Source organism: Vibrio sp. TRT 29B02 (genome assembly GCF_050113655.1).
Taxonomy (GTDB): Bacteria; Pseudomonadota; Gammaproteobacteria; order Enterobacterales; family Vibrionaceae; genus Vibrio.
Window position 1 is genome coordinate 1 of the sequence record NZ_JBNJOJ010000048.1, and the last position, 25,256, is coordinate 25,256.

Annotated in this window: 18 protein-coding genes and 1 pseudogene; 13 read left to right on the plus strand and 6 right to left on the minus strand. The window is 44.5% G+C overall.

From position 1 onward, the window contains the following. From ACQEXT_RS20350 to nspC, 4 genes are all read left to right on the plus strand, one after another. Positions 1–1,997: cadherin repeat domain-containing protein (locus tag ACQEXT_RS20350; RefSeq protein ID WP_426953351.1), on the plus strand; the 1,997-nt coding region annotated here is incomplete at its 5' end. Positions 1,998–2,499: 502 nt separating this feature from the next. Beyond that, the gene (locus ACQEXT_RS20355; protein WP_426953352.1) at positions 2,500–5,400 is read left to right on the plus strand and encodes a pyridoxal phosphate-dependent class III aminotransferase; all 2,901 of its coding nucleotides are present in this window, start codon (positions 2,500–2,502) and stop codon (positions 5,398–5,400) included. Between the two features lie 14 nt (positions 5,401–5,414). Continuing rightward, entirely contained in the window at positions 5,415–6,659 is a 1,245-nt protein-coding gene (locus tag ACQEXT_RS20360; RefSeq protein ID WP_331417177.1) for a carboxynorspermidine synthase, read from the plus strand. An 89-nt stretch (positions 6,660–6,748) separates the two neighbouring features. Further along, a complete protein-coding gene (gene nspC, locus ACQEXT_RS20365; protein ID WP_331417178.1) occupies positions 6,749–7,882 on the plus strand; it encodes a carboxynorspermidine decarboxylase in 1,134 nt (377 codons plus the stop codon). A 69-nt stretch (positions 7,883–7,951) separates the two neighbouring features. Here the strand turns inward: nspC and ACQEXT_RS20370 are convergent, their stop codons facing one another. Together ACQEXT_RS20370 and ACQEXT_RS20375 are read right to left on the minus strand one after the other, a co-directional pair. Then, positions 7,952–8,464, minus strand: coding sequence for a glycine cleavage system protein R (locus ACQEXT_RS20370; protein ID WP_269376350.1), 513 nt, complete (start codon positions 8,462–8,464; stop codon positions 7,952–7,954). Positions 8,465–8,675: 211 nt separating this feature from the next. After that, a complete protein-coding gene (locus ACQEXT_RS20375) occupies positions 8,676–9,572 on the minus strand; it encodes a DUF3943 domain-containing protein (protein ID WP_426953353.1) in 897 nt (298 codons plus the stop codon). 174 nt (positions 9,573–9,746) lie between these two features. Here ACQEXT_RS20375 and ACQEXT_RS20380 point away from each other — a divergent pair, with 174 nt between their 5' ends. Both ACQEXT_RS20380 and ACQEXT_RS20385 read left to right on the plus strand, forming a co-directional pair. Continuing rightward, on the plus strand, positions 9,747–10,988 hold the full coding sequence (locus tag ACQEXT_RS20380; RefSeq protein ID WP_426953361.1) for a CinA family nicotinamide mononucleotide deamidase-related protein: 1,242 nt from the start codon (positions 9,747–9,749) through the stop codon (positions 10,986–10,988). Positions 10,989–11,232: 244 nt separating this feature from the next. Next, positions 11,233–11,472, plus strand: a complete 240-nt coding sequence (locus tag ACQEXT_RS20385; protein WP_138971984.1) for a 30S ribosomal protein S6 modification protein — start codon at positions 11,233–11,235, stop codon at positions 11,470–11,472. Between the two features lie 350 nt (positions 11,473–11,822). Here ACQEXT_RS20385 and yfaE read toward each other — a convergent pair whose 3' ends face one another. The 4 genes from yfaE to ubiG all read right to left on the minus strand — a co-directional run bounded on the left by yfaE (position 11,823) and on the right by ubiG (position 16,776). Further along, positions 11,823–12,101 carry a class I ribonucleotide reductase maintenance protein YfaE gene (gene yfaE, locus ACQEXT_RS20390; protein ID WP_138971983.1) on the minus strand — a complete coding sequence of 93 codons (279 nt, stop codon included), beginning with the start codon at positions 12,099–12,101 and terminating at the stop codon, positions 11,823–11,825. Beyond that, entirely contained in the window at positions 12,101–13,234 is a 1,134-nt protein-coding gene (gene nrdB, locus ACQEXT_RS20395; RefSeq protein ID WP_331417182.1) for a class Ia ribonucleoside-diphosphate reductase subunit beta, read from the minus strand. The genes yfaE and nrdB overlap by 1 nt, the downstream gene beginning before the upstream one ends. 83 nt (positions 13,235–13,317) lie before the next feature. Next, entirely contained in the window at positions 13,318–15,600 is a 2,283-nt protein-coding gene (gene nrdA, locus ACQEXT_RS20400; protein ID WP_269376371.1) for a class 1a ribonucleoside-diphosphate reductase subunit alpha, read from the minus strand. A gap of 468 nt (positions 15,601–16,068) precedes the next feature. Next, the gene (ubiG, locus tag ACQEXT_RS20405) at positions 16,069–16,776 is read right to left on the minus strand and encodes a bifunctional 2-polyprenyl-6-hydroxyphenol methylase/3-demethylubiquinol 3-O-methyltransferase UbiG (protein ID WP_331417184.1); all 708 of its coding nucleotides are present in this window, start codon (positions 16,774–16,776) and stop codon (positions 16,069–16,071) included. A 284-nt stretch (positions 16,777–17,060) separates the two neighbouring features. Between ubiG and gyrA the strand changes: the two genes are divergently transcribed. The 7 genes and pseudogenes from gyrA to ACQEXT_RS20440 form a co-directional block, all read left to right on the plus strand. Next, entirely contained in the window at positions 17,061–19,688 is a 2,628-nt protein-coding gene (gene gyrA, locus ACQEXT_RS20410; RefSeq protein ID WP_426953355.1) for a DNA topoisomerase (ATP-hydrolyzing) subunit A, read from the plus strand. Positions 19,689–19,912: 224 nt separating this feature from the next. Continuing rightward, positions 19,913–21,667 carry a putative bifunctional diguanylate cyclase/phosphodiesterase gene (locus ACQEXT_RS20415; RefSeq protein WP_426953356.1) on the plus strand — a complete coding sequence of 585 codons (1,755 nt, stop codon included), beginning with the start codon at positions 19,913–19,915 and terminating at the stop codon, positions 21,665–21,667. A 195-nt stretch (positions 21,668–21,862) separates the two neighbouring features. Beyond that, positions 21,863–23,746 (plus strand): methyl-accepting chemotaxis protein, encoded by a 1,884-nt coding sequence (locus tag ACQEXT_RS20420; RefSeq protein ID WP_426953357.1) that lies wholly within the window; start codon positions 21,863–21,865, stop codon positions 23,744–23,746. A gap of 276 nt (positions 23,747–24,022) precedes the next feature. Next, positions 24,023–24,238, plus strand: coding sequence for a DUF4177 domain-containing protein (locus ACQEXT_RS20425; protein WP_269376376.1), 216 nt, complete (start codon positions 24,023–24,025; stop codon positions 24,236–24,238). A gap of 20 nt (positions 24,239–24,258) precedes the next feature. Continuing rightward, positions 24,259–24,465, plus strand: a complete 207-nt coding sequence (gene yidD / locus ACQEXT_RS20430) for a membrane protein insertion efficiency factor YidD (protein ID WP_426953359.1) — start codon at positions 24,259–24,261, stop codon at positions 24,463–24,465. After that, entirely contained in the window at positions 24,465–24,854 is a 390-nt protein-coding gene (locus ACQEXT_RS20435) for a hypothetical protein (RefSeq protein WP_426953360.1), read from the plus strand. The genes yidD and ACQEXT_RS20435 overlap by 1 nt, the downstream gene beginning before the upstream one ends. A gap of 163 nt (positions 24,855–25,017) precedes the next feature. Beyond that, positions 25,018–25,256, plus strand: a pseudogene (locus ACQEXT_RS20440) (transposase); the annotation flags it as partial.

Below are 25,256 nucleotides of genomic sequence, written 5' to 3' on the forward strand. Positions count from 1 at the left end.
ACGAAGCCCCTGAGTTTGATCAACCTGAAGGTGGTTATTCGTTCACCTACAACGAAAATTCCTCTGACGCCTATGTGATAGGTACCGTGACCGCCACCGATGAAGATGCGGGTGATGTGGTGAGCTACAGCATCAGTTCGAATGTTCAGGTTGATGGTCAAGACTTGTTCGAAATAGACAGTGTGACTGGCGAAATCTCTCTCACCGCAGCAGGGGTAGACGCCTTCACCAACGATTATGAATTGCCAGACAATCAGCACACCATCACGGTAGTGGCATCGGATGGTGAGCTTGAAACATCAGTGGACGTTGATTTGTCCGAGTTGGATCTCAACGAAGCCCCTGAGTTTGATCAACCTGAAGGTGGTTATTCGTTCACCTACAACGAAAATTCCTCTGACGCCTATGTGTTAGGTACCGTGACCGCCACCGATGAAGATGCGGGTGATGTGGTGAGCTACAGCATCAGTTCGAATGTTCAGCTTGCAGGCCAAGACTTGTTTGAAATCGACAGTGCTACCGGCGAAATCTCCCTCACCGCAGCAGGGGTGGCCGCGTTTACCAATAACTTTGAATTACTTTCTAACGAGCACTCTATTACGGTGGTGGCGTCAGATGGTGAACTCACTACGGAAGTCGTGGTTGACCTAACGGAGCTTAACGTTAACGAACTACCAGTTACCGAAGACTTTAACGTTGATGCGGGTGAAGCGATCATTGTGCCGATTATATTCGACTCTGATGACGAACTACTCGACCACATTTCAGATGAAGATGATGACTTTAATGGTGTTGAGCTCAACGTGATGATAACCTCTTTGCCACAATACGGCACCTTGCTCTATACCGATGACTTTGGTGAAACCAGAGTGATTACTGAAGCAGATCTTCACGTATTAGGTAATGATATTGACCCTGCTAAGTTATTTGATCCTAGCAACTTTACTTTTGTCCCAGGACTGGGCGAGCCATTTGAAATGGGGTATAGCGGCGACCCAGAGAATATTGTTCTTGACGAAGATGGCTTCTATAACTGGGGTGAGTGGGTCAGTGATACCGAACGTCTAATCACTTTAGAGAATGGCAATACCATCGGCATATCGATTGTCGACAACAACGATAAACCGCTCAAACAATACACCGGCGGCCCTGCCCATGTTGGTTGGGGTATCGGTGATACCGATGGTAGTGGTATGAATAAAGAGGAAAAATTAATCGTTGATCTTAGCAACAACCCTCTCGGTGTGGTGACCTTTGGCTTAGATGGTATGGGGGGCTCATTTGTCGCCAACAGTAATGTCTATGTCGAGGTTACATATACGTTTGCCGATGGTACGACTCATGTAGAGCAATACCATAAAGATGAGGGTGACGTGGGTAACGAGCAAATTCTTTACGAATTTAGTTACTCCTCTCCAGATAACCCAATTGTGAAGATGGAACTAAGTTCGACAGGGGGCAACTGGGAGTTACGTTACTTGTCAGGTACACAAGATATCACTGAAGACATCACTTTTGACTATGTGGCTGTCGATTCAGATTTAGCAGTGAGTAACGAATCAACCGTGACCATTGATGTATCGGAATCTCCAGAGTATGAAGTGCTTTCCGCAGCTCAAGGAGATGAAATGAATGCCGATTTGGGTAATCAAATGATGCTCGGTGATAGCGAGGACAACGTGTTCACTTGGCTCGATGGTACCTTAGATAACGGAACCGATGTTGTTGACAACTTTGAGCTCGGTAGTGATTTGATCGATTTACGCGGTATTTTGGAACAAGATGACAGCGTACTGCTGGGTGATCTTATCGATTCCATCAGCACTGAAATAGACGGTGATGACATTGTTATGACCGTGTCAGATGAGGGACGAGAGCAAACCATAGTGTTAGAGGGAATGACCACAGCCTTTGAAGAGGCAGGTTTCATCGAGAACAATGCGATCACCAATGAGTTGGAATTATTGGCTCAAGTATTGAAAACAGATGCAGCATAATTAACCAATAAAATGGCCAGCCAAACGGTTGGCCTTTTTGATAATTGGGTCATTATTTCAAAAGTGCAGGTCAAAAAATATTGCCAGATGAATTCGAATTATGTTAATTTTCGCGGCAATCTCGGAGATGAGTCGTAATTCGATATTCTGGGGGATACGCGTGATGGCATTCGGGCTGAGTGAACATCACGTAGGGTAGGTATCGACAAACCCTTTTGTCGATAGACGGGATACTTATGTCGCTGAAGACATGTGAATGGGAAACCCAACATTGAATCCACTAAACAAAACTACACTAATCAGCTTAGTTCTACCACAATGCCCTGTTTTACAAGACAGTTGCATTACTGAACCTTGATCTAAATTTTCTTCTATGTAGTCCATCGTAATGATGGAGCGAATTGTCGTACGCGTTATTTATTTCGATCGCGGAACGGCTTGCTTTACCCTCAATTCAGACATTGTTCTGCTGAGGGATAATTACATTTCAAGGGATTAGATCATGAGCACAGCCTTTGAAGTCGATAACGCAGTGATGAACACCGATATCGCAACCCCTTTTTCTACACAAATTCCAGTATTGAATGGCATCTACGATTTGACGCCAGACCAAGTACTGATTGATCAAGAGCAGCACGAATCTGCCGTACGCTCTTACCCTCGTCGTCTACCTATCGCAATCAAGCAAGCCTACGGTGTGCTTGTTGAAGATACCCGCGGACAGCTATTTCTAGACTGTTTGGCTGGTGCTGGTACGTTAGCATTGGGCTATAACCATCCAGAGATCAACCAAGCACTTAAGGATGAACTTGACAGCGGTTTGCCATATCAGACTCTTGATATTGCAACGGAAGCCAAAACAAAATTCATTAAGAGTGTTAAGCACTTTCTTCCTCAGCAATTAGGCGACAACTGTGTTATTCAGTTTTGTGGTCCTTCAGGCGCTGACGCCGTTGAAGCTGCGATCAAATTAGCTAAGCAGACTACTGGTCGTAATACCATGTTCGCTTTCCGAGGTGCATACCATGGTATGACTAACGGAACCATGGGCATGATGGGTAACTTGGGTACCAAGGCTCGTCGTACCGGTTTGATGTCTGATGTTCACTTTATGCCTTTCCCTTACAGCCTACGCTGTCCGTTTGGATTGGGTGGTGATGAAGGCGCTAAAGCAAGTATCTGGTATATCGAACGTCTGCTAAACGATGATGAAGCGGGCATTATGAAGCCAGCCGCCATCATTGTAGAACCAGTGCAGGGTGAGGGTGGGGTCATTCCTGCGCCTGCTTTTTGGTTACGTGAGTTACGTCGTATCTGTGATGAACACGGTATCCTACTAATTTTTGACGAAATTCAGTGTGGTGTTGGTAAAACTGGCTACAACTTCGCGTTTGAAGAAGCGGGTATCATTCCTGATGTACTGTGTTTATCAAAGGCGATTGGTGGCGGTATGCCTATGTCGTTGCTGGTTATCAACAAGCAGCACGACACATGGAAACCAGGTGAACACACAGGGACTTTCCGCGGTAACCAACTTGCGATGGTATCGGGTGCCAAAGCACTAGAAATTATCCAACGTGATAACTTAGTTGAGCATGCCAACATCGCAGGTCAATATCTGCGTCTTGGTCTTGAAGGCATTCAAAAGCGAGTAGATTGTATCGCAGAAGTGCGTGGCAAAGGCTTGATGCTAGGTGTTGAGATCCGTAAGCCAGGCAGTGAACTGAATAAATTCGGTGAGCCGGTATCTGATGGTCAACTGACACTGAAGATTCAGCGTGCAGCGCTAGAGCGTGGTCTGATGGTAGAAAAAGGTGGGCGTGACGGTTCGGTTATCCGTTTCCTTCCTCCTCTGATTATCTCTTTCGAGCAAATCGATTTTGCGTTACGTGTGATTGAAGAAGCGATTCTTGTTGCTGGCGGCAACCCAGTGTCCCCTGAGCAGGCGAATGAGAGCTGGAAACAGCACTTTATCCAAACTGGTGAAGCAGGCGGTCGTGAGTTTGCCAAAATGATGAACCACGCGACTTCAGCGATGAAAGCCGTGTTTGAACAAGTTGACGCGCCATACTCTGGTCTAGAACCAAAGCTATTGGAGCAAGCGATCAACGCTGTTGACCTAGATAACAGAAACGCGCCACTTGCAGACATTATTGGTGAAACGGCGGAATTAGTCGCGAAAAACTCAATCATTGTTCAGCATCCAGACTGTATTGCTCATCTACATACGCCACCATTGATGCCATCGGTAATCGCGGAAGCGATGATCGCGGCGCTAAACCAATCAATGGATTCTTGGGATCAATCGTCAGCAGCCACTTATGTTGAGCAAAAAGTCGTAGACTGGATGTGCAGCAAGTATGACCTAGGTTCAAAAGCAGACGGTGTATTCACTAGTGGTGGTACGCAAAGTAACTTAATGGGTTTGTTGCTAGCGCGTGACTGGGTAGCGGATAGACTGAACTCTCACTCAGTGCAAAAGCAAGGCTTACCTGATTACGCCTCAAAGCTTCGCATTCTGTGTTCGAAAAAGTCTCACTTCACAGTACAGAAGTCCGCATCTCTGCTTGGGCTCGGTGAAGGCGCGGTATGCTGCGTTGATGCCAATCCAAATGGCACGATGAAAGTGGCAGCGTTACAGGCAGAAGTTGAGGCTCTGCTGGGTCAAGGCCTGATTCCTTTCGCGGTCGTGGGTACAGCGGGGACAACCGATCATGGCGCCATTGATGACCTAGCGGCAATTGCCGATCTCGCACAGCAAAACCAGATGTGGTTCCACGTTGACAGTGCTTATGGTGGTGCGCTGATCTTAAGCAGCCACAAAGACCGTCTAGCGGGTATTGAGCGTGCAGATTCTGTTAGCGTTGATTTCCACAAGTTGTTCTATCAAACAATCAGTTGTGGTGCGATTCTCCTTAAAGACAAAGCTAACTTCCGATTCCTGCTTCACCATGCTGATTATCTGAATCGCGAACATGATGAGCTACCGAATCTGGTCGATAAGTCAATCGCGACGACCAAGCGTTTTGATGCGTTAAAAGTGTTCATGACAATGCAGAGTGTCGGTCCAGATACCCTGGGAGAAATGTACGATCACGTTATTGAACAAACTCAGCGTGTTGCTGAACTTGTTGACGTACATGAAGGGTTTGAGTTACTGGCTCAGCCTTCTCTTTCTACGGTGCTGTTCCGTGCGGTGAATCCAAACGCCACTGATCTCGATGAGCTGAATAAAGTCGTAAGACTAGAGGCTTTAGTCCGCGGAATAGCGGTGCTAGGTGAGACTATGGTTGATGGTAAATCGGCACTGAAGTTTACAATTTTAAATCCATGTTTAAAGATTTCTGACTTCGAATCTTTACTGAACAAAATCAATACACTGGCGATTGAGCTAGCAAAATAAAGGTAACAAATACTATGGCTATTCTACAAATTGGTGCAGGTGGTGTCGGATGGGTTGTTGCTCACAAAGCGGCACAAAATAACGATGTTCTAGGTGATATTACCATCGCTTCGCGCACAGTCGGTAAATGTGAAAAAATCATTGAGTCTATTCAAAAGAAGAACAACCTCAAAGATCCTTCTAAAAAGCTAGAATCTCGCGCAGTGAACGCAGATGACGTGGATGCGTTGGTTGCACTGATCAACGACGTTAAACCTGATCTTGTTATCAACGCTGGTCCTCCGTGGGTCAACATCAAGATTATGGAAGCATGTTACCAAACTAAAGTTAGCTACCTAGATACCTCAGTTGCTGTAGACTTGTGCTCAGAAGGTCAGCAAGTTCCTCAAGCGTACGACTGGCAATGGGGTTACCGTGAGAAGTTCGAACAAGCGGGTATCACAGGTATTCTTGGCGCAGGTTTCGATCCAGGTGTGGTATCAGTATTTGCAGCGTATGCGGTTAAGCATCTGTTCGATGAAATCGACACGATTGATGTGATGGACGTAAACGCAGGTGACCATGGTAAGAAGTTTGCGACAAACTTTGACCCAGAAACAAACATGCTTGAAATCCAAGGCGACTCATTCTACTGGGAAAACGAAGAGTGGAAGCAAGTACCGTGTCACTCACGTATGCTTGAATTTGACTTCCCACTTGTAGGTAAGCATAAAGTTTACTCAATGGCGCACGACGAAGTTCGTTCAATGCAAGAGTTCATTCCTGCAAAACGTATTGAGTTCTGGATGGGCTTTGGTGACAGATACCTAAACTACTTCAACTGTATGCGTGATATTGGTCTACTGAGTCCAGAGCCATTAACACTGCATGACGGAACTGTTGTACAGCCTCTTCATGTTCTAAAAGCACTACTGCCAGACCCTACTTCCCTTGCACCGGGTTACACAGGTAAAACCTGTATCGGTACTTGGGTTCAGGGTAAAAAAGACGGCAAAGAGCGCAGTGTCTTCATCTACAACAATGCGGATCATGAAGTTGCATATGAAGATGTAGAACACCAAGCGATTTCTTACACAACGGGTGTTCCTGCAATCACTGCTGCGCTTCAATTCTTCCGCGGTAAGTGGGCGGACAAAGGCGTGTTCAACATGGAACAGCTTGACCCAGATCCGTTCCTAGAAACAATGCCAGAAATCGGCCTAGATTGGCATGTTCAGGAGCTGGAAGTTGGTCAGCCTGTTATCCATAAGCTGAAGTAATCGGCCTGAACGACTGACAGATAAAATTTAAGCCGATGCTTTGCATCGGCTTTATTCGATTTTAGAGTGAACCTACTCAAGGTATTAGAATGCAACATAACGAACTTAAAACCCCTTACTTTATGATCAATGAAGATAAGTTGGTTGAAAACCTCGAGAAAGCGAAACAGCTTAAAGAGATTTCAGGTGTTAAGCTGGTGCTGGCGCTGAAATGTTTCTCAACTTGGGGGGTGTTTGACATCATTAAGCCGTATCTTGATGGTACAACAAGCTCTGGCCCATTTGAGGTTAAGCTTGGCTACGAAACATTTGGTGGCGAAACACACGCTTATAGCGTCGGATACAGTGAAGAAGACGTACGTGAAGTTGCGGATATCTGTGACAAGATGATCTTCAACTCTCAAAGCCAGTTGGCAGCCTACCGTCACATTGTTGAGGGCAAAGCATCACTAGGATTACGTTTGAATCCAGGTGTGAGCTATGCAGGACAAGACCTTGCTAACCCTGCGCGTCAGTTTTCGCGCTTAGGTGTTCAAGCCGATCACATTGAACCGCAAATTTTTGACGAAATTGATGGCGTGATGTTCCACATGAACTGTGAGAACAAAGATGTGGACGCATTTATCGGCTTGCTTGATGCTATCTCAGAGCAGTTTGGCGAATACCTCGACAAACTTGATTGGGTAAGCATGGGTGGTGGTGTGTTCTTCACTTGGCCTGGCTACGATATCGAAAAACTAGGTTTGGCGCTAAAGGCGTTTGCGCAAAAACACGGCGTTCAAATGTATCTAGAGCCGGGTGAAGCAATCATCACTAAAACCACTGATCTTGTTGTGACTGTGGTTGATATTGTTGAGAACGTAAAGAAAACGGCTATTGTTGATTCGGCGACAGAAGCACACCGTTTGGATACGCTTATTTACAATGAGCCAGCATCGATTCTTGAAGCATCAGAGAACGGTGAGCACGAGTACGTAATTGGTTCTTGTTCTTGTCTGGCTGGCGACCAATTCTGTGTTGCTAACTTCGAACAACCACTAAAGATTGGTCAGCGTCTGCACATTTTGGACAGTGCAGGTTATACCATGGTTAAACTCAACTGGTTTAACGGGCTTCGCATGCCTTCGGTTTACTGTGAACGCTCTAATGGTTCGATCGAAAAGCTGAACGAGTTCGACTATTCAGACTTTAAACGTTCATTGTCTCAATGGTCAGTGAAATAAGATTGACTGACTTCGACTAGCAACGAAAAAGAGAGCGACATTGGCGCTCTCTTTTTTTAACAAACTGCCTTAGCTTTCAACTAAGACGCGAGTATCTTCACTGAGAGACTCCAGTTCATTAGCGACATCTTTGATGTCGAGCTCTTTAGGTAATCTTATTGCCATATTTGCGGTAAATAGACTTGAACTGACACCGCCACCACCAGCGATAAATACGCGCTGACAATCCATATCTAGAATATTAATACCTTGACCATCAAGTACATGAGTGATCTCATTGACAATACCCGCTCGATCGTTGGAATCGAGTCTTAATTGGTAGATGGTATCAACGTGATGATTGGCCTGATCGGATTCCGTGATTTGTACCAGTAAATCTGGGTGACCATTGAAAGCATCTTTGACCACCTCGGCATTCTCAGTAGGCAGCTCAACTTTTATTACCGCAGCAACTTGATCCTCAATAAAATTAACTTTACTGATTAACCACTTACCACCATTCTCATGGGTGATTGCGGCTAACTGCTTAATTGTCGCAGGTGTTGCTTTACCGACGAAATTAACGATAAATGTGCTTTGCATAGTGGGCCTCCTAGCGTTGATACAGGCAAGATTCATCGGTCCAAACCTATAGGAGGATGACTGCCTAAATTCAGTTTAGGATTGTGGCAAATGTTAGGTTTGACTTGGGTCAACTTTTAAACCTAATCTATTGTTGGCATTACTAATATCACGTAGCGAGCACAAAAAAAGCGACGTAGAGACGTCGCTTTTTCATAGGATTGAGAGGTATTTAGAAGGTGATTTTCATTTCTACGCCGTAGAAAACATCATCGTAGCTCGCACCCGCATCCATGGCGAACTTAGCTGCATCTTGGTTACCAAACCAAGGTTTGCTGCTGTACTGGAACTCAGCGCTGCCGCCCCATGCGTCACTGACCCAGCCATGAATATGGCCAACAGGGTTGAGGAAGAATAGGGTAATGCCACCCATGGTTTCAGAACCCATGACTTCGCCACCAGAAGCTACGATATCTTGTTCTGCTTCGAACATCATTTCACCGACAACCGCACCAAAGAACGGAGTAATGAAGATATCTTGCCATGACGGGATCTCTGCGAAGGCCTCGACGCCGTATTCCCAGAAGAATGTCGACATAGTGGCAGAGTAAAGGAACGACTCAAATTCATTGAATCCAGCATGGCGAGCTGCGGTGTAGTAAACACCACCAAAATATGGGTGCATGATGTAGTTGAGGAAATGTTCATCACGGTCCCAAACTGGGCCATCAGTGACGTTATCTTTCCATTTTTTACCAAGGCCACTTAAGTCACGATCTTCTTCATCCCACTTTGTGATAGATTCTGGAAGTAGTGTCATCAAGCCGACAGTTGCAACGCTCAAACCTAAGATGGTGTAAGTCTGACCCATAAGGTAGTCCCAATCTTTTTCGCTTGAAGGCGTGAGATACTTTGGCAGCCCCTGATCTTCAAGTTTGAGATCATTTTCGGTCAAACTTAACCAATAAGGATCTTTAGATTGATATTGATAGGAGTGATTGTAGAACGTGTCGGTCTCAGCTTGATCTACTGTATACGAAAACTCAATGTGTTGATTTGATTCATAAACATTAGCGTTGGCGCAAGCAGACGCTGACAACATTAAAGCAGCAATGCTTTTTTTGAACACAGAAAACTCCATCGTTATTATTTTAATGATCAGGTTCACAATTATCTTATAAACTTAGCGGAATAGAAACCCGTAATTGTCCTAAATAAGTAATTGGTTCGATTTTAGGACTATGAGAATAGTATTTATAAGTTAAACTCACGAACGTGAGAGGTTTCCCACAAAGGATAAATGATGTTAAAAATCGCAATGCTAAGCACTGGGGAAGAAGTTCTTCACGGAGATATTGTTGATTCCAATGCTGCGTGGTTGTCACGTCGATTTTTCGAAAATGGTTACAGTCTGACCAAGCGTTCAACGGTTGGCGATGAAATGTCTGCGCTAGTGGAAGAGCTTATGATGCTCAGTTTCAATAGCGACATTGTCATTGTAAACGGTGGTTTGGGGCCAACTAGCGATGATTTAAGTGCTCAGGCAGCCGCAGAAGCCGCCGAAACAGAGTTGGTGCTGTATCCTGAATGGTTGGAAAAACTAGAGCGTTTTTTTGCTGCTCGTGGTGTCACTATGCCAGAAAGCAATCGCAAACAAGCCATGTTGCCAAAAGATTCCGTTCTACTCGATAACCCGATTGGAACGGCTTGCGGGTTCAAAGTTACTTTCAATAACTGTGATTTTTATTTCACTCCTGGGGTACCGAGTGAATTCAAGTTAATGGTCGATCAACAGATCCTACCGGATATGAAGCAAGTTCATCCCGATATTGCGGGTCTCGAGTGCAGTAAACTCTACACATTTGGCACCTCAGAGTCTGCGCTGTCCGATAAACTTGATAAAGTTCAGTTGCCTCAAGGGTACACGCTTGGCTATCGTTCATACCTTCCATACATCGAAGTGAAACTGTTTGGTCCAAAGAACGATTTGGATAATCGCGTCAAGCTGCTACAAATCATTTTCAACTTGATTGAAAGTAATGTCGTGAGTGTCGATGAGTCGATGCCAGAACATCTTGCTTTCCTCATTCAAGAGAAACAGTACTCGATATCGACCGCTGAGCAGTCAACCTTTGGTGCGTTGTCTCAATGTTTGCACTCAGACTCCGAAGCAGCCCAATACTGTGGTCATGGTTGGGTGTTAGGTGAGCGTGTTGCTGTTGGAGATTCGAATGATGATCCATTGGCGGCGGCCTTTGCCCTTGCAGGGGCGACCAAAGATAAATGTGCAACGGATCTGGCGATTGTGACAGGTAAGGTATCCGACAAAACCTTTTCCGTGGCGATTGCGGCACCGGAGGGGGAGTGGGGGCAAACCTTGACCTTGAATCGTAATTACAGTCGCGATGAGCAAGTTCTCGTTATCACCACAGTGGCGGCTGATATGTTACGTCGTTACCTAAGCGCTAAGCCGATGTTCGTTTCCTACAGTTCTCTAACTAGAGAAAAGGAAATGTTCGTTCCACGAAGCGTCCTCAAAGCATAGTTATTCAGCTAGAAGAGCGAGCCAGTTTTGTCAAACTGGCTCAGACTGCTGTTCTGTAATAAGTGAATGAATATGTTTCTTATTACTCGTGTCGTCTCATATTATTTTCTTATGCAAAAATCATATAATGCTTAACGCGATGATTTTCAATAGAACAGAAACTTGTCTTACTTTTGCAACGTGCATTCTTCACAATAACCTTTAAACTGACTATTCGATTTGCAAACTGTTCAAGGAGGTTCGCATGTTTGGTCAATCAAAAATCATTGTGTGGTATCAGGTTGCAAGCCAAAAAGTCCTTTTGGGTGAGGCGGTTAGGGATGGTCGTCAAGATATGATCTCATTATGGCTGCAAGCTCCAAAAGAGAAGCGAGGCGAAGATAGCCTTGGCTATCACCTATCGTTGTTCGATGACGATGGCAGGGAGATTGCAGACAAGTCTGTCTCCATGGTGACAGCCGATCAGTTTTTGTCGCGAGCTTAAATCTCAGGTACAACCACAAAATTAGTTTAGCTTTCACTTCAATATTTTGGTGAATAGTTATTCATATTGGCGTTATCATTCAAAAGGTCTAGAGAATAGAGTTTTGGCTTCTGATCAGTGAGTGGTAGGGTTATGTGACTGACACAGCGAGTTAGAGATGTAATGGAATATGTTTTTCTAAACGCTGTGATCAGACCTTATTCCTACGACTAAATCCAGAAAATTTACGACTAATGGATGAGACGAGTCTTCTTGTAACAAAAGGTTAATCCGTTAAGCTGAAGAACACAAAATAAAACGGCCGACATCATAATGATATCGGCCGTTTGTGGTTAGAACAGTGCAAGTTGTTATGCGCGCTTCTCTTTTAGTACGTAGTTGACACCCTCAATCTCGATGTCTGACTTCGCTTTACAGATGCACGGCAAAATCTCTTTCTCTTGCGTGTAAGCCATTGCAAAACCAACGTATTCCACTTCTCCAGAAACCAGGGTGCAGCGGCAAGCGCCACAATGACCATCTCGACAGTTATATTCTGGCTCTAACCCAGCGTTCTCCATCGTTTCCAAAATGGTATTTGATGGGTGAGACTGGATAGCAGTGAGGCCGTTAATTTTGATATTGGGCATTACAGTTCAAAGTCCTTAAAGTCGTCCGCGCGAACATCACTGTCGATCTGACCGACAAGGTAAGATGAGATTTCTGCTTCTTGCGGCGCAACCTGCACGTTGTCTGAAGATAACCATGCATTGATCCAAGGAATCGGGTTAGATGTCGCTTCAGGGTAAGCTGCATCAAGACCGACAGCCTGCATACGGATGTTGGTGATGTATTCAACGTATTGGCAAAGAATGTCTTTGTTCAGACCGATCATCGAGCCATCTTTGAATAGGTATTCCGCCCACTCTTTCTCTTGCTCTGCTGCTGCTTTGAACAGATCGAAACACTCTTGCTTACACTCTTCAGCGATTTGCATGAATGAGAAGTCATCCTGACCGTTGCGCAGTAGGTTGATCATATGCTGCGTACCGGTTAAGTGAAGTGCTTCATCACGAGCAATTAGCTTGATGATTTTAGCGTTACCTTCCATAAGCTCACGTTCAGCAAATGCGAATGAACAAGCAAAACTTACGTAGAAACGAATGGCTTCTAATGCATTAACCGACATTAGACACACATATAGTTTCTTCTTCAGGTCATGCAGTTTAATGGTGATCTCTTCACCGTTAACCTGATGAGTACCTTCGCCATAGCGGTGGTAGTCATTGGTCATCTTAATCAGATCATCGTAGTAGTGAGAAATGTCTTCAGCACGTTTTAGGATATGCTCGTTCTCTACGATATCGTCAAACACCAAACCAGGATCGTTCACGATGTTACGAATGATGTGCGTGTATGAGCGAGAGTGAATCGTTTCAGAGAAAGACCAAGTCTCGATCCACGTTTCTACTTCTGGTAGTGAAACAAGGGGAAGTAGTGCAACGTTTGGGCTACGACCTTGAATAGAATCAAGCAAGGTTTGGTATTTTAGGTTAGAGATGAAAATGTGTTTTTCATGCTCTGGTAGCTTGTTGTAATCGATACGGTCGCTAGATACGTCAACTTCTTCTGGACGCCAGAAAAATGAAAGCTGCTTTTCAATCAGCTTTTCGAAAATCTCAAATTTCTGTTGGTCGTAGCGCGCTACGTTTACTGACTGACCTAAGAACATTGGTTCTTTTAGCTGGTCATTTTTGTTTCGGTTAAAAGTACTGTAAGCCATGATGCCTCAATTCCTTTTATGCCCCTCGTTACAAGAGGGGCGAATAATTTGTTATGCCTTAGCCACTGAAAGTGGGCCAGGGATTAAATCTTACAACCGCCGCCTGCGCAATCGTCATCTTGTGGTTGTACAGCGTCCTTCTGGTCGTCGCTCGCACCATCACGTGTGTTATGGTAGTAAAGCGTCTTAACACCGAACTTATACGCAGTAAGAAGATCTTGCAGCAGTTTCTTCATTGGTACTTTACCGCTTTCGAAACGCGTTGGGTCGTAGTTAGTGTTTGCAGAGATAGCTTGGTCAACAAACTTCTGCATGATACCAACTAGGTGCAAGTAACCTTCGTTCGAACCAATGTTCCACAGTAGCTCATAGTTGTTTTTGTACTCAGTGAACTCGGGAACAACTTGCTTCAAGATACCATCTTTAGACGCTTTCACTGATACATAGCCACGTGGCGGCTCAATGCCGTTAGTCGCGTTAGAAATCTGAGAAGAGGTCTCAGAAGGCATCAACGCAGTTAAGGTAGAGTTACGCAGACCATGTGTCATGATCTCTTGGCGTAGGCCATCCCAGTCATAGTGCAGCGGCTCATCACAGATCTTATCCACGTCTTTCTTGTAAGTGTCGATAGGAAGTAGACCTTTCGCGTAGTTTGTCTCTTCGAATAGAGGACACTTACCTTGCTCTTTTGCTAGTGCTACTGATGCTTTCAACAAGTAGTATTGAATCGCTTCAAATGTACGGTGAGTTAGGCCGTTTGCGCTGCCATCAGAGTATTTCACGCCATTCTTAGCAAGGTAGTAGGCGTAGTTGATAACGCCCACACCTAGAGTACGACGGTTCATAGTAGATTTGTACGCCGCTGGAAGAGGGTAGTCTTGGTAATCAAGCAGTGCGTCAAGAGCGCGAACAACAAGATCTGACAGCTCTTCAAAATCGTCGAGCGACTTAATTGAACCCAAGTTAAATGCAGACAGAGTACACAGTGCGATTTCGCCAGAGTCATCTTCAACGTTGGTTAACGGTTTGGTCGGCAGTGCAATCTCAAGACACAGGTTAGACTGACGGACTGGTGCAACTTCAGCGTCAAATGGGCTGTGAGTATTACAGTGGTCAACGTTCTGAATGTAGATACGACCTGTAGAGGCACGCTCTTGCATCAAGATAGAGAACATCTCAATTGCTTTTACGGTCTCTTTTTTGATTGATGGATCATTTTCATATTGAACGTATAGGCGCTCAAACTCATCTTGGTTCTGGAAGAACGCGTCGTAAAGTCCAGGAACGTCAGAAGGCGAGAATAGCGTGATGTTGCCACCCTCAACCAGACGTTGGTACATCAAACGGTTCAACTGAACGCCGTAGTCCATATGACGAACACGGTTTTCTTCTACACCACGGTTATTTTTCAGGACCATAAGTGCTTGAGATTCACCGTGCCATAGTGGGTAAAATACGGTCGCTGCACCGCCACGAACGCCGCCCTGAGAACAACATTTCACCGCAGTTTGAAAATACTTGTAGAACGGGATACAACCAGTGTGGAATGCTTCGCCACCACGGATCTCTGAACCTAGAGCGCGGATACGACCTGCGTTGATACCGATACCAGCACGTTGTGATACATAACGAACGATAGAGCTCGCCGTCGCATTGATAGAATCTAAGCTATCACCACACTCGATCAGTACACATGAACTGAACTGACGAGTAGGAGTACGTACACCAGACATAATTGGTGTAGGTAGAGAAATTTTGAATGTTGAAGTCGCATCGTAGAAACGCTTGATGTAATCAAGACGAGTCTCTTTTGGATACTTAGCAAACAAACAAGCCGCAACAAGAATGTATAGGAACTGAGCACTTTCGTAGATCTGACCTGATACGCGGTTCTGTACAAAGTACTTACCTTCTAGCTGTTTAACAGCAGCGTATGAAAAGTCTAGGTCACGTTTGTGGTCTAGGTAATCATCTAGCTCATCCAGCTCTGCTTTGGTGTAGTCTACCAGAATGTGCTTGTCGTATTTGCCCATTTCAACAAGATGAGATACATGATCATATAACGTTGGTGGCTCATACTGACCGTACGCTTTTTTACGCAGGTGGAATACAGCTAATCGAGCAGCAAGGTATTGGTAGTCAGGCGTCTCTTCTGAGATTAAGTCAGCCGCTGATTTGATGATAGTTTCATGAATATCAGAGGTTGTAATACCGTCATAGAACTGAATGTGAGCGCGCAGTTCTACTTGAGATACAGAGACGTTATCTAGACCTTCTGCAGCCCAGGTAATAACGCGATGGATCTTTTCAAGATCAATACTTTCTTTGCGTCCGTTACGCTTTGTAACGGTAAGTTGTTGGTTCATTCTGCTTCATTTCCCTAACAAAACTGATTAAAGCCGGATTTTTGTGTAATTCTTGTAAAATTCGTTCCGGCTTTGTGATCAAAGTCTATCTATATATTGTAGTACAAACACAACATATAGGGGTGCACCGAGGTGCGGATTACAAGATAGTGCTATCCCCACTGTATTTCAAGTTGCAGATCTTGGATGACTTGTGGATAACTAACAAAAATGAAAAAAACAGTAAGTGTCTACTAACCGATGAAGTTAGAGCAGCAAAGATTGTGTAAAACTGCACTTTGAGGATCGGTTTAGAAGTAACCATAAACAAAAAAAAATCCCTTGATCTTTACTCAATTTTGAGTGCGATTATTGAGTTGATTAAATTGGAATCAGATCGACAAAAATAGGTTAAAAAAGAACTAAAAAAGGCGGTGAGCTTGTGCTACCGCCTTAAACATAACCTTGTCTTTAATCAGGTGAAATTTGCTAAAACTTTTGAGTGTGGACGATGTAGTTCACGTCAACATTTCGACCTAGTTTATAGGTGTCGGTAAGAGGGTTGTAGTGCAGACCAGTTATCGCCATTTCGGTCAAATCGGTGTGATCGACCATCTTAATCAGTTCAGCGGGACGAATAAACTTCTCGTGGTCATGAGTTCCTTCAGGAACGATTTTAAGCAGCTTCTCTGCACCCACAATCGCAAACAGATACGACTTAACGTTACGGTTGAGAGTAGAGAAGAAAACATGACCACCAGGCTTTACAAGTGCTGCACATGAGCGAATGACTGACTGAGGATCAGGAACATGTTCTAGCATCTCCATACAGGTCACAACATCGTACTTACCTGCATTGTCGACAGCGTGATCTTCGATGGTACTCTGGATGTAAGTGAGCTTAATTCCTGTTTCAAGGGCATGAAGGCGAGCAACTTCAAGGGGCTCTTTACCCATATCTAGACCAGTCACCACGGCACCTTGCTTTGCCATGCTTTCAGCAAGAATACCGCCGCCACAACCGACATCGAGGACGGTTTTTCCAAATAAGCCGTCAGCCTTGTCAAGAACATAGTCTAAACGTAATGGGTTGATTTGGTGCAGTGGCTTAAATTCGCCCTCCAAATCCCACCAGCGTGAGGCCATATCCTCAAACTTCTTAATTTCATTTGGATCGACGTTTTGTGATTGGGTCATAACAACTCTATTAATTAACCAGCTTCCTTGAATGGGGCATTATACCCTTTAAATGATAACACTCCACAAGGAGGGGGCACTTTTATCGACTATTGAACAAAATGTAGCCACTAATCAGCAAGATATAAGATCAGTGTGCAATTTCTCGACGTTTGATTCACAACCAACCTCACAACCTGATAAAAGGAGAGGGAAAGTAATGCCGAACCACTGAAATGTATGTTATATTTTTGCACCTTAAGCGTATTGTACATACGATCTACAAATAGAGGGATAATGGCTCTATGAGCGATCTAGCGAAAGAGATCACGCCCGTAAACATTGAAGATGAGCTTCGAGGTTCATACCTAGACTATGCGATGTCAGTTATCGTTGGTCGTGCTCTACCAGATGTGCGTGATGGCCTAAAGCCTGTACACCGCCGCGTATTGTTCGCGATGAATGTACTAGGTAACGATTGGAATAAACCATATAAAAAATCTGCCCGTGTTGTTGGCGACGTAATCGGTAAATATCACCCACATGGTGATATTGCTGTGTACGATACTATCGTACGTATGGCTCAGCCGTTTTCGCTACGCTACATGCTAGTCGACGGTCAAGGTAACTTCGGTTCGATCGATGGTGACTCAGCGGCGGCAATGCGTTATACCGAAGTTCGCATGGCGAAAATCGCCCATGAACTTCTCGCTGACCTAGATAAAGAAACAGTGGACTACGTACCAAACTACGATGGTACTGAGCAAATTCCAGCTGTTTTACCTACAAAAATTCCTAACCTGCTGGTAAACGGTGCTTCTGGTATCGCGGTAGGTATGGCAACCAACATCCCACCACATAACCTTGGTGAAGTGATTGATGGCTGTCTTGCATACATCAATAATGAACAGATCACTATTGATGAATTGATGGATTACATTCCTGGTCCAGATTTCCCAACAGCTGCGTTAATCAGCGGTCGTAAAGGTATTGTTGATGCATACAAGACTGGTCGCGGCAAAATCTACATGCGTTCTAAAGCGGAAATCGAAGCGGACAAGAATGGTAAAGAGACCATCATTGTTACTGAGATCCCGTATCAGGTGAACAAAGCTCGCCTGATTGAAAAGATTGCAGAGCTAGTAAAAGACAAGAAAGTAGAAGGCATTAGTGCACTGCGCGACGAGTCAGATAAAGACGGTATGCGTATTGTTATCGAATGTAAGCGCGATGCAGTAGGCGAAGTGGTTTTAAACAACCTTTACGCACAAACTCAATTGCAGACAACTTTCGGCATCAACATGGTTGCGCTGAACAACGGTCAGCCACAACTGTTCAACCTAAAAGATATGCTGAAGTGCTTCGTCGATCACCGTCGTGAAGTTGTTACGCGTCGTACTATTTACGAACTGCGTAAAGCTCGCGACCGTGCTCATATCCTCGAAGGTTTAGCACTTGCACTTGCGAATATCGATGAAATCATTGAATTGATCCGCAATGCTCCGACACCAGCAGAAGCTAAAGCAGGTTTAATCGCTCGTGGTTGGGATCTAGGCAATGTTGCAGCTATGCTAGAACGCGCGGGTACTGATGCTGCACGTCCAGATTGGCTAGAACCACAATACGGTATTCGCGATGGTCAGTACTTCCTGACCGAAACTCAAGCACAAGCTATTCTAGATCTACGTCTACACAAGCTTACTGGTCTTGAGCACGAGAAAATCCTTGATGAATACAAGGGGCTTCTAGAAGAAATTGCTGAGTTAATGCACATTCTTGCAAGCACAGAACGTTTGATGGAAGTGATTCGTGAAGAACTAGAATCAGTTCGTGATGCATTTGGTGATGTTCGTCGTACTGAAATCACTGCAGCGAGCCATGATATCGACATGGAAGAGCTGATTGCACGTGAAGACGTTGTGGTAACACTTTCTCACGAGGGTTACGTTAAGTACCAGATCCTAAGTGACTACGAAGCTCAGCGTCGTGGTGGTAAAGGTAAGAGCGCAACTAAGATGAAAGAGGAAGACTACATTGAGCGTCTTCTAGTAGCGAATACCCACGACAACATCCTATGTTTCTCTACTCGCGGTAAGACATATCGCCTGAAAGTGTACCAACTACCGCTAGCAAGTCGTACTGCACGTGGTAAACCAATCGTCAACATTCTTCCACTGGAAGAAGGTGAGCGTATTACCGCGATTCTGCCAGTCTCTGAGTTCAGTGCCGATAAGTTTATCTTTATGGCGACTGGCGACGGTACTGTTAAGAAAACGTCACTGGATCAGTTTGCAAACGTTCGTTCAAACGGTCTGATTGCGGTTAATCTACGTGAAGATGACTCTCTGATCGGTGTTGACATTACAGACGGTCAAAGTGACATCATGCTGTTCTCTAAAGCAGGTAAAGTTGTTCGCTTTAGTGAAGATAAAGTACGTGCAATGGGACGTACAGCGGCAGGTGTTCGTGGTATGAAACTGGCCGATGACGATCAAGTAGTATCGCTAATTGTTCCTTCTAACGAGGGTGACATCCTGACTGTGACTCAAAACGGTTTTGGTAAGCGTACTGAACTTGCAGAGTACCCAATCAAAGGACGCGCAACACAAGGTGTAGTTTCAATCAAGGTTTCTGAACGTAACGGCCCTGTGGTTGGTGCGGTTCAGGTAGAGGAAGGCGACGAGATGATGATGATCACCGACGCTGGAACCTTGGTTCGTACACGCGTAGCGGAAGTAAGCCAAGTGGGTCGTAACACTCAAGGTGTCACGCTCATCCGTACTTCAGCTGATGAAAGCGTTGTTGGTCTACAGCGAATTGACGAAGTTGAAGAAGCTGAACTTCCAGAAGGTGAAGAGGGTGTTGAAGGTGAACAAACTGTATCATCAGAAGCACCTGAGGCAGACCAAAAAAGTGATGATACTGAAGCCTAAGCTAAAGTAATAATCTAATAAATGAGAAATGCCAGACGAAAGTCTGGCATTTTTTTTGTCTTTTTATTTAAGGTGATAGAGGTCATAGGAACATTTTCGACTATGCTTTAGGTTAGTAGTATAATCATTTAATGGTATTGCGTTCTATTTAATGATTGTGCATACTGTATGCTTCTTGGTCATTTATAGGCTTATTTGCAGGCATTTTTAGTAAGGAGGGTTGAGTGCAATTGAAGCATTTCAATCGAATAGTCCAATATGGTGTAACGGCTTTTTTCTTTATTTCTGTTGCCCTAATAACCTATACACTTATCTCTGAACATAAGTCTATTCGTCTGCTTTACACTGCGTTTCCTATTGCTATGTTAGTCGCTTACTTTTCACCTCATAGGCGACTTAAAATTATTGCAAGTTTGGTCTCTTTATTCTTGATCTTCGGAGGTTCGATTATCGAACCTTTAGAGATGGATGCCATTGAAGAAAGCTTACTTGTCTTACCCCTCTGCTACATCATCTTGTTTCCAGGTTCACTGTGGCCAATCGCGGTGGGACTTGGGCTGATAGGCAGCTACCTTATTGATCTTCCTACTGAAGAGTTTGACGAGTTCGTCGAAGATGCAATTGAAGTACTCTTTATTACGATATTCGCCACAGTGATGACCTTCTATCAGCAAAAAGCGAAAAAGCAATCACGGTTGTATAAGCGGGCAAGTTTGACTGACTATTTGACCAATCTGCCTAATCGTAAGTCCTTTTTCCAAGCGGTGAGTGACCTTAGTGCCAGTGATCAGATGGACTATGCAGCGATTCAGGTCGGCTTGAACAACTTAAAGAAAGTGAATGACGATTTGGGCTACGGTTATGGTGATGAACTGCTGTATCAATTCGCTTGCCACATTAAAAGACTTGTAGGTGGACACGGAAAACTATTTCGCTTAGGCGGTGATGAACTGATTATCTTGGTTGCCTGCCAGAATGGCGAACTCGATGAAGTGAATAAACTTATCGATCGACTTGAGGCGCATCATGACACAGTGTGTAAGATCCACAATACTTCGCACAGACTGAGATACAGAGGAGGATGTGCTCTGCTAAGTGATGCGCAAAATAACATCAAAGTATGGGGTAAAAACGTCGATGCGGCTGTTGCTCGAGGCAAGCAGAACGAATCGATTCGTGTCCAATGGTACGATGATGAATTGATGGATGAGACGATTCGTGCGCATCAGATTGAAATAGAACTCAAAGGCGCGATTGATAACCAGCAATTGTTCCTTGTCTATCAGCCAAAAGTCGACTTAGAAAGCAATAAGATCGTCGGTGCGGAAGCCTTGATCCGCTGGCAGCATCCAGATTTAGGGCTTGTGGCACCCAATGATTTTATTGGTGTTGCGGAGCGAACCGCGCAAATCATCCCAATCGGCCGATGGGTTTTCGAACGAGCCATTATTCAGGCTAAGGCTTGGCTCGATAAGGGCTCGCGGATTCCTATTTCTATCAATGTTTCCAGCGTTCAGTTTGCTCATGACGATATCTTTCCTTACATCATGGAACAGCTAGAGAAACACAAGTTGCCAGCCAATTGTTTGCAGATTGAAATCACCGAAACCGCAATGATGGATAAGCATTCCCAAGTTGCTCAGACTTGTAAAAAGCTTCAAGACCTAGGGGTCACGATAGCTATTGATGATTTTGGGGTGGCGTATTCTTCATTGAACTATCTAAAACATCTACCTATCGATGTGGTCAAGATCGACAAGTCATTTATTGATGACTGCGTAGAAGACGTCACCGACCATATGATTGTTCGAACCATAATCCAAATGGGACACAACCTAAACAAAACGGTGATTGCCGAAGGGGTAGAAGTCGACGAGCAACTCGAATTACTGCGTCGGGAAAAATGTCATCAGTATCAGGGCTACCTTTTTTCCAAGCCCATTTCTGCCGCAGAGTTTAATCAATTACTCATACAATAGTTGACAAATTGATGTCAAAAGTGGGTATAGAGTGCTGTGGTGATGACATGCGCAAAAAACACCGTCATACGTTTAATAAAATATCGGGATAACAATACGTTATCTTAAGTCAAGATACTGTCATTAATTGGTGCAAATGTAAGAAATTGCCGATAAAATCCCCTTCCTGTCTGTTCCACTAATTGTATAGAAACCATGAAACTATCCTTAAAACAAAAACTCATCGGCGCGAGTTTAATCGCCGTTGTGCTGATGGCAAGCGCTTTGACGTGGCTATCCGCCGAACAACTATCAAAACAAACACGTAATGGTGTCAATGCACGTGCAACAAGCTTAGCAAATGCGGCATCTGTAGGCGTTTCGGACTGGATATCGATCCGTAAAGATATTGCCAGTGCATTCAACGACTACAGCCGTGAAGCCGATGTGGTTCCGTTCCTGCAGCAAGCACGCAAAGCAGGCGGTTTTGATGACATTTTCCTTGGTACGCCAGAAGGTGGGATGTACCGCTCACACCCTGAACGTAATCGTGCAGATTACGACCCACGCGTTCGTCCTTGGTATATCGATGCGAGTAATGCGGGCAAACAGATCATTACCACAGCCTACACCGACGCAATCACCAATGCGTTACTAGTAACAATCGCTGAACCAATTCGTGCCAATGGACAGTTTGTTGGAGTGGTTGGTGCTGATGTACTTATCGACCAGTTAATTAATGACGTCATCAACTTGGATGCCGGCAAGAACGCATACGCAATGTTGATTGATGCTCAAGATGGCACATTCTTAGCTCACCCTGACAAATCACTCTCTTTAAAGCCAACGAACACTCTTTCTAAACAACTAACTTTGCGTGAGATCGAAAAGCATGCCAATACAGGTTCAGTAGCAACATTTGAGCGTAACGGTCAAGAGAAGCTCTACTTCTTTACTAAGGTGCCAGGCACTCAGTGGATCTTTGCGATTGAGATGGACCGTGCAACGGAAGAAGCGGCACTGGCCGAGCTGTTACAAAGTTTGATCATCACGGCTGTGGTTATCACCTTAATTGTGATTGTACTTGTTTCATGGCTAGTTAGTTACTTGTTCAACGATTTGGTGCGTGTTTCAAAAGCGCTAGAAGAGATCGCGTCGGGTGAAGGCGACTTGACTCAACGTCTTGAACCACGCAGCGATGATGAAGTGGGGCAGTTAGCAAATAACTTCAACATCTTTGTTGGAAACATGCATGCGATGGTATCTAAGCTAAGCGTGGTTTCTGCTTCACTTTCAGAACAGTCTAAGCAGACGGCGATGCAAGCTGAAGAACGCAGTGCTCGTATCCGACTACAACAAGATGAAATCAACATGGTCGCGACCGCGATCAATGAGATGGCAGCCGCAACCCAAGAGATCGCTGGTAATGCAGATCATACAGCGCAAAACTCTAGCGAGGCTGTAACAGCTTGTATCCACGGTGGCGAGCAAGTCGTTCAAACTCAAGGCTCTATTCAAAATCTAGCCACAGAAGTGAGTGTAGCGACAGAAGTCATTCAAGAATTGGAGCAACACGGACACAGCATCAGTACCATCTTGTCGACGATTCAAGACATTGCAGAACAAACCAACTTATTAGCATTGAACGCAGCAATCGAAGCGGCGCGTGCTGGTGAACAAGGTCGTGGTTTTGCGGTGGTTGCCGATGAAGTTCGAGTGCTGAGCCAGCGTACACATGCGTCGACCAAAGAGATTCAGCAAATGATTGAAACTCTGCAAAACACGACAGGTAAAGCCGTCGGTATTATGGGCGACAGTCGCCAACTAGCCGATACCAGTGTAAGTGATGCAGACTCTGCTGCGGTGAGTTTGACACAAATTCAAACGGCGGTTGAACGTATCAGCGATATGGCGACTCAAATCGCTTCTGCTGCGGAAGAGCAAGCTTCTGTGACGTCTGAAATTACTCGTAATACTGTCGGTATCCGCGATGTTTCTAACGAACTCGCTGACGAAGCGCACGATGCAGCATCTCAAGCGGCTCAACTATCTGAGTTGTCTAACGAACTTGAGCAAGAAATCCAGCGCTTTAAACTCTAAGTGACCCGAATACTATAAACTTGTTATGACCCCCAATTGTTGACTAAAAACATTGGGGGTCTTTTTATAGATGGTGTGTCCCATTATAGATGGTGTGTGTCCCATTAACGCGTCTCTTTAACGCGTCTTTAATGCGTCTTTAACGCGTGTGTCCCTTTAACGTTGTCCTTTAACGTTTGTTAACGTTGTTTCGTGGGGAATATTTTTAATATTCACCTTGATGCATTTTCTGCGTTATTGTAACATGCTGTTTTTATTCAATTAGTTGGCTATAAAATGACAAAATTTACAGAATATAAAGTGGTTCATATTGTTGAAGGTGGTTGTGGTACAGTCTTACTTGGGGCTAGTGGTTTACCTGTACAGAAGATGGAAGCGGAGCTTAACAAATATGCACAAGAGGGCTGGCAAGTAGTGTTCCAAATCGTTGAACAGAAACGTTTTATGCTGTTTTGGAAACGAGAAGCTGTGATCATTACTCTGGGTCGCTAAGCTTGCTTAAGTACATCTCTTTGAAATTGATTCATCGCTACCAAGCTAGCGGTGGATCAAAGCAGCTGTTGAACATTGAATGTAATTTTGAGCCTACTTGCTCTGAATACACAAAACAATGTATTACGAAGTATGGGGCAATAAAAGGTTGGAAGCTTGGTTTGGCGAGGATTAAGCGTTGTAACCAACCTGACCTCATTGAAAAAAAATATGATGAGGTGCCGTAATGCGCTTATTTGAACCCATTGAGAAGCTAGAAGAAAACGAAGAACTATTAAGAAAACAGGTGAACTCGTTACCTGACGCTCAGAAAAAAGAATTCTATCATCGCCAGTCCAAAAAACTCAAAGACCCCGACACTTATGCCACATTGAATTGGTTTTTCCTCGGTGGTTTTCATCACTGCTATCTAGGCAAGTATTCATTATTTGCATTGGAGTTAACACTGCTATTAGTAAGCATTGCTGGTCTTGTTCTAGGTCACACGAGTGCACTTCTAATTCTCGGATTGTTAGTCATCTATGAATTACCACAATTATTCTTTTCTCAAAAAATAGCAAGGCAACACAACTATAAATTGTCTTGTGAAATTTTTAACGATGTCAGACGAAACTAGGTAAAAAGCATAGGTAAAAAAGGACAGTAAAAAGGACACACGCCATAAAGGATGAAATAAGAGTGAGTTGTTGATACTTACGCCAAAGGTTCTATTCATACGGGTTGCCGATTGTTGTTGGCATTCTTAACCTCACTGGATAACTCACTAAAGGGGCGTAAAAATGACAACTGCGAGAAAACAACAGATCTGTGTTGATGCCACACCTTATTATCATTGCGTCTCTCGCTGCGTCAGGCGTAGCTTCCTGTGTGGGACTGACCCTATCACTCAACAAAATTATGAGCATCGCAGAGCGTGGGTAAAGCGAAAAATGATGGCGCTCTCGCAACTTTACTGCATTGACATCTGCGCTTACGCCATCATGAGCAACCACTACCACTTGGTCTTACATATCAATCG

Bases quoted from the DNA above. Each gene is read 5' to 3' on its own strand.
- yfaE (WP_138971983.1), bottom strand. From the start codon at position 12,101: ATGCCCAATATCAAAATTAACGGCCTCACTGCTATCCAGTCTCACCCA.
- ACQEXT_RS20435 (WP_426953360.1), top strand. From the start codon at position 24,465: ATGCGCTTATTTGAACCCATTGAGAAGCTAGAAGAAAACGAAGAACTA.
- ACQEXT_RS20360 (WP_331417177.1), top strand. From the start codon at position 5,415: ATGGCTATTCTACAAATTGGTGCAGGTGGTGTCGGATGGGTTGTTGCT.
- ACQEXT_RS20380 (WP_426953361.1), top strand. From the start codon at position 9,747: ATGTTAAAAATCGCAATGCTAAGCACTGGGGAAGAAGTTCTTCACGGA.
- nspC (WP_331417178.1), top strand. From the start codon at position 6,749: ATGCAACATAACGAACTTAAAACCCCTTACTTTATGATCAATGAAGAT.
- ACQEXT_RS20385 (WP_138971984.1), top strand. From the start codon at position 11,233: ATGTTTGGTCAATCAAAAATCATTGTGTGGTATCAGGTTGCAAGCCAA.
- gyrA (WP_426953355.1), top strand. From the start codon at position 17,061: ATGAGCGATCTAGCGAAAGAGATCACGCCCGTAAACATTGAAGATGAG.
- nrdB (WP_331417182.1), bottom strand. From the start codon at position 13,234: ATGGCTTACAGTACTTTTAACCGAAACAAAAATGACCAGCTAAAAGAA.
- nrdA (WP_269376371.1), bottom strand. From the start codon at position 15,600: ATGAACCAACAACTTACCGTTACAAAGCGTAACGGACGCAAAGAAAGT.
- ubiG (WP_331417184.1), bottom strand. From the start codon at position 16,776: ATGACCCAATCACAAAACGTCGATCCAAATGAAATTAAGAAGTTTGAG.
- ACQEXT_RS20370 (WP_269376350.1), bottom strand. From the start codon at position 8,464: ATGCAAAGCACATTTATCGTTAATTTCGTCGGTAAAGCAACACCTGCG.
- ACQEXT_RS20420 (WP_426953357.1), top strand. From the start codon at position 21,863: ATGAAACTATCCTTAAAACAAAAACTCATCGGCGCGAGTTTAATCGCC.
- ACQEXT_RS20355 (WP_426953352.1), top strand. From the start codon at position 2,500: ATGAGCACAGCCTTTGAAGTCGATAACGCAGTGATGAACACCGATATC.
- ACQEXT_RS20425 (WP_269376376.1), top strand. From the start codon at position 24,023: ATGACAAAATTTACAGAATATAAAGTGGTTCATATTGTTGAAGGTGGT.